Source organism: Pseudomonas sp. MDT1-17, from assembly GCF_054898105.1.
Genome location: NZ_JBUBVM010000001.1, coordinates 413,616 through 428,565 on the forward strand (window position 1 = coordinate 413,616; position 14,950 = coordinate 428,565).

12 protein-coding genes and 1 pseudogene are annotated in these 14,950 nt (G+C 58.7%); 4 read left to right on the forward strand and 9 right to left on the reverse strand.

Annotation, left to right across the window (positions count from 1 at the left end; all coding sequences use genetic code 11):
- The first annotated feature begins 1 nt into the window (after position 1).
- Together ACYZTX_RS01765 and ACYZTX_RS01770 are read left to right on the forward strand one after the other, a co-directional pair.
- On the forward strand, positions 2–940 hold the full coding sequence (locus tag ACYZTX_RS01765) for an MlaD family protein (RefSeq protein WP_462032696.1): 939 nt from the start codon (positions 2–4) through the stop codon (positions 938–940).
- Positions 937–1,563 (forward strand): ABC-type transport auxiliary lipoprotein family protein, encoded by a 627-nt coding sequence (locus tag ACYZTX_RS01770; RefSeq protein WP_462032697.1) that lies wholly within the window; start codon positions 937–939, stop codon positions 1,561–1,563. The genes ACYZTX_RS01765 and ACYZTX_RS01770 overlap by 4 nt, the downstream gene beginning before the upstream one ends.
- A gap of 118 nt (positions 1,564–1,681) precedes the next feature.
- Here the strand turns inward: ACYZTX_RS01770 and ACYZTX_RS01775 are convergent, their stop codons facing one another.
- The 5 genes and pseudogenes from ACYZTX_RS01775 to ACYZTX_RS01795 all read right to left on the reverse strand — a co-directional run bounded on the left by ACYZTX_RS01775 (position 1,682) and on the right by ACYZTX_RS01795 (position 5,818).
- Entirely contained in the window at positions 1,682–2,911 is a 1,230-nt protein-coding gene (locus ACYZTX_RS01775) for a nucleoside recognition domain-containing protein (RefSeq protein ID WP_462032698.1), read from the reverse strand.
- Positions 2,912–3,013: 102 nt separating this feature from the next.
- Complete coding sequence (gene gltP / locus ACYZTX_RS01780) at positions 3,014–4,345, reverse strand: glutamate/aspartate:proton symporter GltP (protein ID WP_462032699.1); 1,332 nt, start codon at positions 4,343–4,345, stop codon at positions 3,014–3,016.
- Positions 4,346–5,053: 708 nt separating this feature from the next.
- Positions 5,054–5,202 (reverse strand): annotated as a pseudogene (locus tag ACYZTX_RS01785) (Ivy family c-type lysozyme inhibitor); the annotation flags it as partial.
- Between the two features lie 85 nt (positions 5,203–5,287).
- The gene (locus tag ACYZTX_RS01790) at positions 5,288–5,452 is read right to left on the reverse strand and encodes a DUF1328 domain-containing protein (protein ID WP_003177151.1); all 165 of its coding nucleotides are present in this window, start codon (positions 5,450–5,452) and stop codon (positions 5,288–5,290) included.
- A gap of 81 nt (positions 5,453–5,533) precedes the next feature.
- Complete coding sequence (locus tag ACYZTX_RS01795; protein ID WP_462032701.1) at positions 5,534–5,818, reverse strand: hypothetical protein; 285 nt, start codon at positions 5,816–5,818, stop codon at positions 5,534–5,536.
- A 432-nt stretch (positions 5,819–6,250) separates the two neighbouring features.
- Here ACYZTX_RS01795 and algB point away from each other — a divergent pair, with 432 nt between their 5' ends.
- Positions 6,251–7,597: a sigma-54-dependent response regulator transcription factor AlgB gene (gene algB / locus ACYZTX_RS01800; protein WP_462032702.1), complete on the forward strand. Its 1,347-nt coding sequence runs from the start codon at positions 6,251–6,253 to the stop codon at positions 7,595–7,597.
- A 10-nt stretch (positions 7,598–7,607) separates the two neighbouring features.
- Positions 7,608–9,398 (forward strand): KinB sensor domain-containing domain, encoded by a 1,791-nt coding sequence (locus tag ACYZTX_RS01805; RefSeq protein WP_462032703.1) that lies wholly within the window; start codon positions 7,608–7,610, stop codon positions 9,396–9,398.
- A 12-nt stretch (positions 9,399–9,410) separates the two neighbouring features.
- Here the strand turns inward: ACYZTX_RS01805 and ACYZTX_RS01810 are convergent, their stop codons facing one another.
- The 4 genes from ACYZTX_RS01810 to ACYZTX_RS01825 form a co-directional block, all read right to left on the reverse strand.
- Entirely contained in the window at positions 9,411–11,021 is a 1,611-nt protein-coding gene (locus ACYZTX_RS01810) for an EAL domain-containing protein (RefSeq protein WP_462032704.1), read from the reverse strand.
- A gap of 74 nt (positions 11,022–11,095) precedes the next feature.
- Positions 11,096–11,875, reverse strand: coding sequence for an N-acetylmuramoyl-L-alanine amidase (locus ACYZTX_RS01815; RefSeq protein WP_462032705.1), 780 nt, complete (start codon positions 11,873–11,875; stop codon positions 11,096–11,098).
- A 102-nt stretch (positions 11,876–11,977) separates the two neighbouring features.
- Positions 11,978–14,062, reverse strand: coding sequence for a diguanylate cyclase (locus ACYZTX_RS01820; RefSeq protein WP_462032706.1), 2,085 nt, complete (start codon positions 14,060–14,062; stop codon positions 11,978–11,980).
- A complete protein-coding gene (locus ACYZTX_RS01825) occupies positions 14,059–14,937 on the reverse strand; it encodes an endonuclease/exonuclease/phosphatase family protein (RefSeq protein ID WP_462032707.1) in 879 nt (292 codons plus the stop codon). The genes ACYZTX_RS01820 and ACYZTX_RS01825 overlap by 4 nt, the downstream gene beginning before the upstream one ends.
- Between the last annotated feature and the right edge of the window lie 13 nt (positions 14,938–14,950).

Genomic DNA, 14,950 nt, shown 5'->3' on the forward strand with positions numbered 1-14,950 from the left:
CATGGAAACCCGAGCCCATCATGTATTGATCGGCCTGTTCACCGTGATTGTGGTGGCAGGCGCCCTGCTCTTCGGTCTGTGGCTGGCCAAGTCCAGCGTCGACACCGAGTTCAAGGATTACGAAGTCGTGTTCAATGAGGCGGTCAGCGGCTTGTCGAAGGGCAGTGCCGTGCAATACAGCGGGATCAAGGTCGGCGACGTGGTGACGTTGCGCCTGGACCCGAAAGATCCGCGCCGGGTGTTAGCGCGAATTCGCCTGGGCGGCGATACGCCGATCAAGGAAGACACCCGGGCCATCTTGGCGCTGACCGGAATCACCGGCACCTCGATCATCCAGCTCAGTGGCGGTACTCCGCAGAGTCCGGAGCTCAAGGGCAAGGACGGTTATCTGCCGGTGATTATCGCTTCGCCCTCGCCCATCGCTCGCTTGCTGAATGACAGCGGCGACCTGGTGGCCGGCGTGAACACGCTTATGCACAACGCCAACCAGATGTTTTCCACGGAGAACGTCGAGCGCATCAGCAAAACCCTTGAGCATCTGGAGCAAACCACTGGAACCATCGCCGACCAGCGCGGCGATATCCGTCAGGCGATGCAGCAACTGGCGTCGGTCGGCAAGCAAGCCGGCGCGATGCTGGAACAGACATCGGCACTGATGCGCAACGCCAACGGCATGCTCAACGATCAAGGCAAGCAGATGTTCGGCAGCGCCGAGCAGGCGATGAAGTCGCTGGAACAAAGCAGCGCGACCATCAACAAGCTGCTCACGAACAATCAGGATTCGCTCAATAGCGGCATGCAAGGACTCAATGGCCTGGCCCCGGCGGTGCGTGAGCTGCGCGATACCCTGACCTCGTTGCGGGCTATTTCTCAGCGTCTGGAAGCCAACCCCAGCGGTTACTTGCTGGGCAATGACAAAAACAAGGAGTTCACGCCATGAAGCTGACTCACCTCGCCCTCCTCGTCAGCTTCATTGGGGTCAGCGCCTGCTCGATCCTGCCCAAGTCCGAGCCGTCCGATGTCTATCGGTTGCCTTCGGCCCAGAGCAGCGCATCGGCCAGCCACGGGTCGTCGCAACGCTGGTCGCTGCGCCTGGCCAAGCCGCAAGCCAGCGAGGCCTTGAACAGCCCGAAGATCGCCGTGATCCCTCAGGGTGATCTGATCAGCAGCTACAAGGCCTCGCGCTGGAGCGACCCGGCACCGGTGTTGCTGCGCAATCGTCTGTTGGACGGTTTCCAGCGTGATGGTCGGGTTTCATTGTTGAGCACCGACGACAGCAACTTCCAGGCCGATCTGGAACTCGGCGGAAGCCTGCAGGCATTCCAGACTGAATACCAAGGGACAAACGCGAGCGTCGTCGTGCGTCTGGATGCGTTGCTGGTGCGCGGTTATGACCAGCGAATCCTCGCCAGCCGACGCTTTGAAGTGCATCAGCCATTAAGCGATGTGCAGGTGCCGGCGGTGGTGGCCGGGTTTGGCCAGGCCAGTGATCAACTGACGACGCAGGTGGTGGCTTGGGCGGTGGAGCAAGGACAGAAAGTTGCGCCGCCAGTAAGGCCCTGAGGCCAACGCAAACCTAATGTGGGAGCGGGCTTGCTCGCGAAAGCGGAGTGTCATTCAACAATGATGTCGACTGACACTCCGCTTTCGCGAGCAAGCCCGCTCCCACATGGGTTCTTCGTTAACCAAAGAACCAGTAACACACCCCGATTGCGCCCAACACGCCGGCCAATTCGGCCAGCAACGCACACCCCACCGCATGCCGCGCCCGCTGGATTCCCACTGCGCCGAAGTACACCGCCAATACATAGAAGGTCGTTTCAGTACTGCCCTGAACCGTCGCCGCCACCAGCGCCGGGAAGCTGTCCACGCCAGAGGTTTTCATGGTTTCGATCAGCATCGCCCGGGCGGCGCTGCCGGAGAACGGCTTGACCATCGCCGTCGGCAGCGCATCGACGAAACGTGTGTCCCAACCGGCCCATTCCACCAGATGCCGGATCCCGTCCAGACCGAAGTCCAGCGCTCCGGACGCCCGCAGCACGCCGACGGCACACAGCATCGCGACCAGATACGGCAGCAGGTTCTTGGCGACGTCGAAGCCTTCTTTCGCGCCTTCGACGAATGCTTCGTAGACCTTCACCTTACGTAACGCGCCAATCACCAGAAACAACATGATCAGCCCGAACAGCGTCAGGTTGCCGAGGATCGATGACAGGCCGGCCAGAGCGGTCGCCGAGAGCGTCGCGAGCAACGCCATGAAACCACCGAGGGCCAATGCACCGGGAATCAGGTACGCGAGCACCACCGGGTCCCACAGGCGCAAACGCTGCATGAACGCCACCGACAGCAGGCCGACCAATGTCGAGCAACTGGTGGCGAGCAGGATGGGCAGGAACACCAAGGTCGGATCGGGCGCACCTTGCTGGGCGCGGTACATGAAGATCGTCACCGGCAGCAGGGTCAGGGAGGAGGCGTTGAGCACCAGGAACAGGATCTGTGCGTTGCTGGCGATGGTGTCGCTGGGGTTGAGTTCTTGCAGCGCCTTCATGGCTTTAAGGCCGATCGGCGTGGCGGCGTTGTCCAGGCCCAGGCCATTGGCGGCAAAGTTGAGCGTGATCAGGCCGATGGCCGGGTGACCCGCCGGGACTTCGGGCATCAGGCGCAGAAACAATGGGCCGAGCGCCTTGGCCAGCCACTCGACGATCCCGGCCTTCTCGGCAATCCGCAGAAAGCCCAGCCACAGGGTGAGGGTGCCGAACAGCAGGACCATCACCTCGACCGACAATTTGGCCATGGCGAAAATGCTTTCCACCATCGCCGCGAAGATCCCGGCGTTACCGCCGATGAGCCATTGCGCCAGCGCCGAGATGGCGGCCACGATGAAGAAGCTTAGCCACAGGCCATTGAGCATCAGTTAAATCCCCCGAAGAATGCGGCGAATGATAGCGGGGTGTGCAGAAACGACAAACCCCGGATTTCTCCGGGGTTTGTTTTGGCTCTAATGCAGGATGACTCAGTTGCTGGTGACTTCACCGACCGGCAACTTTTCCTTGCTGCGCCAGTGCGGCAGGGAGTTCCAGTAGCGTTGGCCCTTGGCATCGTCGTACATGCCTTCCCAACGGGAGATGACCAATACGGCCAAGGCATTGCCGATCACGTTCAGCGCGGTTCGCGCCATGTCCATGATGCGGTCGACACCCGCGATGAACGCCAGGCCTTCGAGTGGAATACCCACGCTGCCGAGCGTGGCAAGCAACACCACGAAGGACACACCCGGCACGCCGGCGATGCCTTTGGAGGTGACCATCAAGGTCAGCACCAGCAGCAATTGCTGGCTGATGGACAGGTCGATGCCGTAGAGCTGGGCAATGAAGATCGCCGCGATGCTCTGGTACAGGGTCGAACCGTCGAGGTTGAACGAGTAGCCGGTCGGCACCACGAAGCTGCAAATGGCTTTCGGCGCGCCGTAGGCTTCCATCTTCTCGATAACGCGCGGCAGCACGGTTTCGGAACTGGCGGTGGAGTAGGCCAACACCAGCTCATCCTTGAAGATACGCATCAGCTTGATCACCGAGAAGCCGAACAGGCGAGCGATCAGACCCAGCACCACGAAAGCGAAGAAGGCGATGGCGACGTAAACCAGGATCACCAGTTTGGCCAGCGGCAGCAGGGAGGCGAAACCGAAGTTGGCCACGGTCACCGCGATCAATGCGAAAACGCCGATCGGGGCGTAGTTCATGATCATGTGAGTGACTTTGAACATGCTTTCCGAGACGCCCTGGAACATTTTCACCAGCGGGTCGCGCAGGTCGGGCTTCAGGCTCGACAGACCGAGGCCGAACAGCACCGAGAAGAAAATGATCGGCAGCATCTCGCCACGGGCGACAGCCGCGAAGATGTTGGACGGGATCAGGTTGAGGATGGTTTCGATGAACGCATGTTCATGCTGAACCTCGGCGGCCGTCGCCTGGTACTTGGAAATATCCACGGTACCCAGCGTGCTCATGTCGATGCCGGCACCCGGATGGAACAGGTTGGCCAACACCAGACCGACGACGATGGCGATCGTGGTGACGATCTCGAAGTAGATGATGGTCTTCAGGCCGATGCTGCCGAGCTTCTTCGCGTCGCCGACACCCGCGATACCGACGATCAAGGACGAGATCACGATCGGGATCACAATCATCTTGATCAGACGGATAAAGATATCGCCTGCCGGTTGCAGGACGTTGCTGATCCACCAGGCTTTTTCGGCACTGAAATGGTTGAGCAGCGCACCGATTGCAATCCCCAATACCAGACCGATGAGGATCTGCCAGGCGAGGCTAAGCTTTGCCTTCTTCATATCTTTACCCTTACTTGCGTTTGACTCAGGCAGATGCACAAAAACTGGAACGCTTGTGGCGAAAAAGTCTTGTGCGTCTACCCCCGTATAAGGTGCCCCGGAGCGCTTGTTATCGGCTCTCTGGCAGGCGAAAAAAGGCGCAACTATTCAGATGCGAGGAAGCGACGTCTAATGCCGTAAACGCCTACCCTATGCCGAATCGGCATGAGTTTTTTCAACTGAAACTCGCGTCCCAATCGGTTCGAATACGACATTTCGGCAGGCATAAGTGCCGTGAACCGGCCATCTTAGAGGAGATTGGTTGTTTTTTTAGCGGAGAAATCCGGGTTAAAACTCGGAAAAAGCATACGTTTGAACGCGAAAATTCTCTGACTTTCAGTCGCAGCTTTCTCGATATACGGTCACAAAAAAACACCACGAAACGGTTTTGCGAGGGACTAACGGAGGTGGAGCGGAGGAGGCGAGCAGAACGCTCTAGGACAATGCTTTACGCTGTAGAAGCTCTTCGCAAGTCCGTCAGGTCATGAGTGACCGGCGAACTTGCGTCGCAGCTTTTGCCTGACCCGGCCCTTGCGCAGGCACCCCATGTGCCCGTAGGTCACTCCGCCCCTGAAACAGGCAGAACGTCCCGACCCCTTGGTCATGCGTCTACCTTCTTCGGGTAACGCAGTTGGAAAGAAGCCATGCTGCTTCTTTCATGTTACGAATTCAGTACCAGTGTGGATCTTTCTTGAGTTGTTCCATCAACAGGTCCTGCATGCCCTGGTTCGGCTTGCCGAGAAAGCGGTCGTCGGCATGGCGTAGGCGTCCTTTTTGTCGAAGCTGACGGCAACAATCAAGCGCTTGTTGAGGCATGTCGCTTGCCGTCATTGGCCGCCATCGCCATGGCACAACCGCCCAGAAGCAGGGCGGTTGCCAGTGTCTTTAACGAAACGCTCATATTCAGCCTCGACCGCGACGGCCAAAGAAGAAGGAAGCAATAAACATCACCAGGAACACGACAAAGAGAATCTTGGCGATACCCGTGGCGGTGCCCGCGATACCACCGAAGCCCAATACCGCAGCGATGATGGCAATGATCAAGAATGTGATTGCCCAGCTCAACATGGTGATTCTCCTTACGCTTCTATTTAGAGATGTGACTTGTGGTGCTTTTCCCGGCGCATCGAACGCGCCAAGTTCGTGTGTTTAGAACACCCAACGTTGCTGGCGAGGCATCTCATCTACAGGCTGAGCCTGGTCGACGTCCATCATTCGCATCGGGGGGCTGTCAGCCTGGTTATTGGCTGCACTGAATTGGGTTTGGGTCGGATGCTGAATCGACAGGCGTGGCGCTTCTTGCTGCTGGCTCTGCTCCCAACGCTGAAACTGCTGGCCGCCGATCAAGGTGATCAATAGCGCCAAAACAGCAAACAGGCCTTGCTGGATATGCAGTGGCGAGATACGCAATTGGGCGGCACGTTGGCGACTCATCCTGAAGCTCCTCCCACACTGTGGTGAATTTGTTGGGGCGACGTTTAAATGCCCTGGTTAATCAAGACTATTGCAGCCTGCATGCCAGCTTTTCATGATGATAAAAATCAATAAAATCAATTAGTTATGAATTACGGGAATTCGGATCGGACGCATCCTGCACGATGGCCCTTTTGAAGTCGTGCGTAATGCACGATAGATTCGTAGGAACTTTCAATATTTTTGAATTGCGAGGAGGGCATGGATGTCACAAGGGGACACCGGCAACTGCTTTGAACCGGCTATCTGATAAAAAAACAACAAAATCAGGCGATTAGCCGTAGGGTGCGGAGAGAGCTACGCTGCTATAGCTGGAATCGACCAGAATAAACCATGCAACTTGCCCGATTTTTCCGGGACTAACCAAGATCATTCATTAAGGAGCGTAGGAAAATGGAATCTGCCACTGAGCATCAAGGCCGCATTCTGCTGGTGGACGATGAGTCTGCCATCCTGCGTACTTTCCGCTATTGCCTCGAAGATGAAGGCTACAGCGTCGCTACCGCCAACAGCGCTGCCCAGGCTGATGCACTGCTTCAGCGCCAAGTCTTCGACTTGTGCTTCCTCGACCTGCGTCTGGGTGAGGACAATGGTCTCGATGTGCTGGCCCATATGCGCATTCAGGCACCCTGGATGAGAGTGGTGATCGTCACCGCTCATTCGGCTGTGGACACCGCTGTGGATGCCATTCAGGCCGGTGCCGCCGACTATCTGGTCAAGCCTTGCAGCCCCGACCAATTGCGCCTGGCCACCGCCAAGCAGCTGGAAGTGCGGCAATTGTCGGCACGTCTGGAAGCCCTTGAAGGCGAAGTGCGCAAACCCAAGGATGGCCTGGACTCTCACAGTCCGGCGATGAAGGTAGTGCTCGAAACCGCCCGCCAGGTGGCCAGCACCGATGCCAATATTTTGATTCTCGGTGAGTCCGGCACCGGTAAAGGTGAGCTGTCCCAAGCCATTCACGGCTGGAGCAAGCGCGCGAAGAAATCCTGCATCACGATCAACTGCCCATCCCTGACCGCCGAACTCATGGAAAGCGAGCTCTTCGGCCACAGCCGTGGCGCGTTCACCGGGGCCAGCGAAAGTACTTTGGGACGAGTCAATCAGGCTGATGGCGGGACGCTGTTTCTTGACGAGATCGGCGATTTTCCGTTGGTTTTGCAACCTAAACTGCTGCGTTTCATCCAGGATAAAGAATATGAACGGGTGGGCGACCCGGTCACCCGCCGCGCTGATGTGCGCATCCTAGCGGCTACTAACCAGAACCTCGAAGACATGGTCCGCGACGGCCGTTTCCGTGAAGATTTGCTCTACCGCCTGAACGTCATCACCTTGCACCTGCCGCCTCTGCGCGAGCGCAGGGAAGATATTCTGACTCTGGCCGATCGCTTTCTGGCCCGTTTCGTCAAGGAGTACGCGCGTCCGGCTCGTGGCTTCAGTGACGAAGCCCGCGAAGCGCTGCTCGGCTACCGCTGGCCGGGGAACATCCGCGAGTTGCGCAACGTCGTGGAGCGGGCAAGCATCATCTGTCCACAGGAGCGGGTCGAGATCAGCCACCTGGGCATGGCCGAAACCCCGGTCAACAATGCACCACGGATCGGCGCTGCGTTGAGTCTGGACGAGTTGGAAAAAGCCCACATCGGCGCGGTCCTCGCCACCGCAGACACACTGGACCAGGCCGCCAAGACCCTGGGTATCGATGCCTCGACGTTGTACCGCAAACGCAAGCAGTACAACTTGTGAGCTGTCTGCGATGAAACTGGCGATGAAGTTGCGCACGCGGCTGTTTCTGAGTATTTCCGCACTGATCACCGTGGCGCTGCTTGGGCTGTTGCTCGGGCTGGTCAGCGTCATGCAGATGGCGGGTACCCAGGAAGCGCTGATTCGCAATAATTTCGTCACGCTCGACCTGGGGCTGAAATTGCGTCAATCCCTGGGCGATCAACTGATCATCATGGTCAGCGAAAAGCCCGATCCTGCGGCGCTCGAGGCGTCCCGGCAGCATTACTTTCAGTTGCTTGATGACGGCATTGCCCATACCCCAAAGGGTGATGAGCTCCAGTACAGCTTCGAGCAGGCCAAGGCTGACTACCAGAGCTTTCTGCAAGCGTACGACGCTTCACGTGACTCGACGCACGTGTTGAGTGGCAATGCATTACTCACAGAAAAATTCAATGCGTTGCGCAATGGTTTGATCGCCGAGCACAAGCGTGCGCTGGATAACATTAACGCCACCGAACGACAGGCGCGGGAGAGGGCGCTGCTGGTTGCCGGCCTGCTCGGGTTGGTGGGGCTGGCGGTGTTGATCATCGGCTTCATCACCGCCCACGCTATCGCTCGACGTTTTGGTGCACCCATCGAGGCCCTGGTCCAAGCGGCAGACAACATCGGCCAAGGCAATTTCGAAGTGACGCTGCCGATTTCCTCGGCAGTGGAAATGAACCAGCTGACCAAGCGCTTCGGGATCATGGCCGAAGCCTTGCGCGAGCATCAGGCCACCAATGTCGATGAGCTGCTCGCAGGCCAGCAACGTTTGCAGGCCGTGCTCGACAGCATCGACGATGGGTTGCTGATGATCGACCGCGCTGGTCGATTGGAACACCTTAACCCCGTGGCGCAGCGTCAGTTGGGGTGGGACACCGATCGTCTCGGCCAGGGGCTGGGCACGGCGCTTGAGCGTCCCGAACTTGATGATCAGCTGCAATTGGTGCTACGCGGCGGCACCCTGGAGCGGGCGCCGGAAGACCTGAGTATCGAGGTCGACGGTGAGTCGCGGTTGCTGACTTTTAGCCTGACACCGGTCAGCCATACCCAGGGCCATATTCTCGGCGCCGTGATGGTGCTGCATGACGTCACCGAACAGCGTGCATTTGAACGGGTGCGCAGCGAGTTCGTACTGCGCGCCTCCCATGAGTTGCGAACGCCGGTCACCGGGATGCACATGGCGTTCGGCCTGTTCCGCGAGCGTGCGCACTTTGCCGAGGATTCGCGTGAAGCTGATCTGCTGGACACTGTGAACGAAGAGATGCAGCGCTTGATGCAGTTGATCAACGACCTGCTGAACTTCTCCCGCTATCAAAACGGACTTCAGAAACTCACACTGGCGCCGTGCGCCATCGAGGAGTTGCTGGAACAGGCCCGGGAACGTTTTGCCGGCCCTGCAGAAGAGCAGCGCATCGACCTGTCGGTGGAGGTGCAAGGGCCATTACCGCGATTGCAGGCCGATCAGCCGCAACTGGACCGAGTGCTCGATAACTTGATCGACAATGCGTTGCGCCACACCGCCCCCGGCGGGCAAATACGTTTGCAGGCTCGACGCCATGGCGAGCGAGTCATTATCAGCGTCGAGGATAACGGCGAAGGCATTGCCTATGGCCAGCAAGGGCGGATTTTTGAACCCTTTGTACAGGTGGGTCGCAAGAAGGGTGGTGCCGGGCTCGGTCTGGCACTGTGCAAGGAAATCGTGCAACTGCATGGCGGACGAATGGGCGTTTATTCGCGGCCAGGGCAGGGTACCCAGTTCTATATGGCGCTGTCGGTATAAGCCGTAGCAACTTCAGGCTTCGTCATCGAGACGTCGCGCGGCCAATCGGCGGCCACGGGTAATCAGCTCGATAAACTGCACCGCACTTAACGCATGGGCGAAGAGCCAGCCCTGACCGAACTTCACGCCTTCACTGCTCAGAAACGCTGCCTGGGACTCATGTTCGATGCCTTCGGCAATGACTTGCAGTTGCAGGGCCTGGGCCATGTGAATGATGTGAGGTGCGACACCGCTACTCGCAACGTCATGACCCAGCGCATCGATAAACGCCTTATCGATTTTCAGGCAGTCGACTGGCAGGGTTTGCAGGTAGGCGAGGCTGCAATAACCGGTGCCAAAGTCATCAATCAGCACCTGATGCCCCACATCCCGCAAGGCTTGCAGGTTTTCCCGAGCGACGACGACATCGATCAATCCCCGCTCGGTGACCTCAAAAGCAATTTGCTTTGCTGCGACGCGGTGCAAGGTCAGCAGGCGCGCCATCACCTGGCCAATACGCGGCACCATGACGTCGCAGGCCGCCAGGTTGACCGAAATGTACAGTTGTGGATTGGCCCGCAACAATTGACCAAGCTGCTCAAGCAGGCGCTGCAGGACGAAGTCGGTCATTTGGCGGATCTGGCCGGTGTTTTCCGCCATCGGAATAAACAGGTCAGGACTGGTCAGGGTGCCGTCCGGCCTTCGCCAGCGCAACAAGGCCTCTGCTCCGACACAGTTGCGACTGTCGAGGTCGAAGATGGGTTGGTACAACACCTGCAACTCGCCTCGCCGTATGGCGCCACTCAGTTCGGCGTCCAGCGATTGTCGCTGGCGCACCAACAGAAGCACCAGAAAGCCCACACATACAGCCAGCCCCAGGCTGGCGGGTAGCAACCACCACCAAACCGCAGGCACATGCATGCCGGTACGCGGGCTGATCAGCACCAATTGGTATTCCGGATTATTGGTTGGCATGCGGTAAATCAAGCGGGACTGCGTGATCTGTAGCTCGTCGATGCTTTTCGGGGGCCAGGGTTCGGTCGGTGGCCAGATCTGTGCGACACCCAGTACCGGAATCGCGCGCGTGCCGCGGTCGAGTACCACCAGCAGGCTGCTTCCCGGTGGCAAGTCGACCATGTCGGTCAAATGCCCGCGAGACGTCGCGACGCGAAAATTGCCGCGTCCGAGCATCAGCGCGGCACGGTTTTCATCGGGTTCGGTGGTGGTGTTCAGCCAGTAACTGTAGGTCGGGCCCTTGATGTCCGGCGGTCTTATCATCGACAGACCCTGACGGGGGCGGTTGGAGCAGATCCGCGAGGCGTCCATATAGGCGGCTTCGTAAACGAAACGGTAATTGAAGCTGACTTGCTGCAAGGTCGCGATCATTTCGTCATCGCAGCCTCGTAGCGGCTGGGCTTCCAGGTCATCGAGGCTTTCACGCAACTGCCCGAAAAGTTGCTCCAGGCGAGCAAGGAAGCGCTCGCCCTGGGCATTCATCTCTTCGCTTTCATTCTGCTCGACTGAATGCATGGCCACGAACAGGCTGCCGGCCATCAGGAGTGTCGCGCTCAAGGCAGCAGCCAGTATCGCCAAAAACCAAGGGCGATAAAACCAACTACGTAGTGTCTCTCGAGCAGCAGGCATAGGAATATCCGAAGAATTACCAATGAGTTATAGCTGCTGGTTGGAAAAAAGCCCTGACCGTCGGGCGGGCGTCATTATTTTGTCTGATTCAAGACCTGTAGAAGCGCCGCGGTTTGAGCATCCGGTGTGCCATCGAAACGAGACGGTCGGAAATGCATCTGAAAGGCGGCAATCACGTGGCGCGTCGCAACATCCAGTTCGCCGGTTTGCGGCGTGGGATAACCCAGACGGGCCAGCTGTGCCTGAAACCAACTGATGGTTGGCGGCTGTACTTCAAACTGTGCTTGTTGAAGCGCTACGGCCTGCTCGTTCGGCCAGATTCCAAGGCCTTCGGCAGCCAGGCGCTTCCAAGGGAACAGCGGCCCCGGATCGAGCTTGCGCAGTGGGGCGATGTCACTATGACCAATGATGCTGCGGGGATTGATGGCGTAACGTTTACTGATGTCCTTGAGCAGGACGATCAGGGACTGGACCTGGTCTTCGCTATAGGGGTACCAAAGGCGCCCGGTAGGGGTGTCCTTAAAACCGGGATTGACGATTTCAATGCCAATGGAGCTGGAGTTCAACCAGGTCCGGCCTTGCCATTCGCTTTCCCCGGCGTGCCAGGCGCGGAGGTTTTCATCCATCAGCTTGTAGATGGTAGCGCCCTTGTCGTCGCCAATCAGATAGTGGCTGCTGACGTCGCCATGGGTCAGCAGTTGCAGCGAACGCTCCAGTGACGCGGAGGTGTAATGCACCACCACGAACTGAATGCGGCTGTCGTGATTGGCTGAAGGGTGACGGGTGTCGTAACGGGGGCCGCTGGCACAACCGGCCAACAGAATCAGCGACACGATGAGGGCTAGGTATTTCATGGCAGAGGGAGTACACGCAAGTCAGTAATGCAACAGTGTAACGTACTGCCTTGCGCTCAGACCGCCAATACGATGTTTTAAACAAAATGGCACAATTGATCGTCAGCCCAATTCGACCCGATTGCGGCCGGCATGTTTCGCCCGATATAGCGCCTGATCGGCTCTTTTAAGCACCAGATCGCTATGTTCGCCGGGCTTGAATGCAGTCAGCCCCATAGAAATAGTAATGGTCACCCGCTCACCCTTGAAGTGGAAAGGGCAGGCTTCGATCGAAGCGCGCAGGTTTTCCAGCAGTTTCGCACCGACAGCCGGTGCTGTCGCCGGCATCAACAGGACAAACTCCTCACCGCCAAACCGGGCAATGAAATCCGTCCCGCGCAGGCGCTTGCGGAGCACGTTGGCGATGATCTTCAGCACTTTGTCGCCCGCCAGGTGACCATAGTTATCGTTGATACGTTTGAAATGGTCGAGGTCGAGCATTGCCAGCAATAGGGAGTTGCCGTGATGCTGCCATTGGCTGATTTCGTGATCCAGCTGTTCGCTCCAGGCTGCCCGGTTAGGCAGGCCAGTCAGCGGGTCGATCAAGGCTTTCTGGCGCTGCTCTTCGAGGTGCTCGCGGTAGCCCAAGGCTTCCTGCTCCATGTGCGCCACGCGTTCCGCCAGACCATGAAGGCGGGCCGCAACCTCCTGTTCGCGCTCGTCACGCTGCCTCTGGTGCTGGTCCATGGTGCCAAGCAGGCCTTCCAGATGGTTTTCCAGGACGTGCTTGAGATCGTCCAGGTCGGCCGCGTCCTGCATGCTGTTCTGCAAGCCGTCGACCTGCTCGCGGATCTGGGTGTCCATCTCGCGTGCGGCAGAACGGTTGTCGGCATGGCCCTCGCTGGTGGCTTGCAAGTTGCTTTGGAACGACTCGAGGCGTTCATTGAGCTGCTGCAAATAGGCTTCAAATTCGTGCTGGCCGCTGTCGGTGATTGCCAGCATCAAGGTTGCCAGATCGTCGAGGATGGGCAGCAATTCGTACCAATTCAGGCCATTTTTCAGTCGATCACGCATCGCTTCGGCTTGCGGACGATGTCGCTCCGGGAGCGTCAGGTCGTCTAGTAAGCTCAGAAGGGTGTCTTCAATGTGCTTGGCCACCGAGCTATAGGATGGTTCGGGTGAGTCCGGCAGGGCGTAGAGAATATCCGGCTCGGGTTGTTCGGGACTTGCGGCGGCCAACACCTGGGCCATGGCTAGGGGTAGCGGCAGGCTGTCGAGGAAGACCACCGGGGTCAGTTCGTCGGGATTGAGTACCGGTTGAGCCTGAGTTGCTGGCTCGATGATCGATGGCGCCAATTCTTCTGGATGTTCAAGGCTCGGTTGCGGTTGCGTCTCCGGAGGCTGGTTGGGTGCTTGCTCCGCCTTAAGCACTGGCGGGGCAAACGCTACAACGGCAGGAGAAGGCGTTGCTGCAGGCAGTGTCTCGATCGTCAGTGGCTCGGGTGCAGCAGCGGTAGCGGTAGCGGCGATGTGTGCGACCGCCACTTGTGGCTTATTGATGTCTGGTGCGAGATCGACGTTTACCTGTGGTTTCTCGGCCTGAGGCACAGCAATCGATTCGGCCTGCTTCGGGGCAAGCATCGGGACAGCGGCGGGGGTGACCTGTGATGACATTTCATCTGTTTCACGGCTACCAAACAGTCGCTGCAGCAAACCTGGGCGACCGGGTTCCGCCGGGTTTTCAAGTTGACCCAAGGCTTTGCCTTGCAGGCCACTCAGTTCGCTCAGCAGCAGCGGAATTTCGCGCGCCTGCCCGACCCTTGTATCCAGATGCTTGGCGAAATTTTTCAGCGGCCGGCTTACTTCCCGGGGCAGCGGCAATGTTTGCAGCTGGGAGACCAGCGCGGTCAGTGCGGCGCTGGTCTGATTGACCCGGGTTTCCCGGCGCTGTTCGGAGTCGAGCACGGCTTTTTCCAGCCGAGGAAGCAGGGCGGCCAGGCCGGCGTCCATGTCATCGGAGCGCACGATTTCGCGCATTTCCTTCATGCACTGGTCAACCGCGCGATCGGTACCTTCTGCGGCCAGGGTGCTGCGCACCAGCCCGCGACGCAGCAGGTCGAGCCGGGCGTCCCATCGACGCTCGAGCTTTTCCTGTTGTTCGATGTTTTTGAGGTATTTCTCTTTCCAGCGCTGTGCTTCGTCGCTCATTCATGGGATCCGCGAGGGGCAGGACTCAACGCGGGTAATGCATCAGCCGTGAGCGAACCCGGCAGACGAATCTCTACCGCGACCGGCAGGTGATCGGAAATGGGGTGTGCCAGCACCTCGACCTTTTCAAGGGTCAGGGTCGGGCTCAGCAGAATATGATCCAGGCAGCGCTGCGGGCGCCAGCTAGGGAAGGTCGCTTCCAGTTGCGGCGCGAGCAGACCCAGGTCACGCAACGGGGAGTTTTGCAGCAAGTCACTGGCATGGGTATTCATGTCGCCCATCAGCACCTGGTGTTTATAGCCGCCGATCAACTCGCGGATGTAAGACAGTTGCATGCTGCGGGCGCGAGCGCCCAGTGCCAGGTGCATCATGACCACCACCAGCGCCTCAGGACCTTCGCCGAAGCGCACCAGGATCGCACCGCGACCCTTGGGCCCGGGTAGCGGATGATCTTCAATTGCCCACGGGCGCAGGCGGCTGAGCACGCCATTGCTGTGCTGGCCGAGGCGACCGAGGTTGCGATTGAGTTGTTGATACCAGTAAGGGAATGCACCGAGCTGGGCCAGGTGTTCGACCTGGTTGACGTAGCCTGATCGCAGACTGCCGCCATCGGCCTCCTGCAAGGCGACCAGATCGAAGTCGCCCAACAGATTGCCGATCTTTTGCAGATTGTCGGCACGCCCAGTGTGCGGCAACAGATGCTGCCAGCCCCGGGTCAGGTAGTGCCGATAGCGCTCGGTACTGATGCCGACCTGGATATTGAAACTGAGCAAGCGCAGACGGCTGTCTGCGGGCAAACCCGTCGATTCCAGATGATGCTCGTTGACCCGCGGATCATGCAGGCCAACGATGCGTTCAGTACCCCAGCGGCGCATGGAAGGCCCCGCG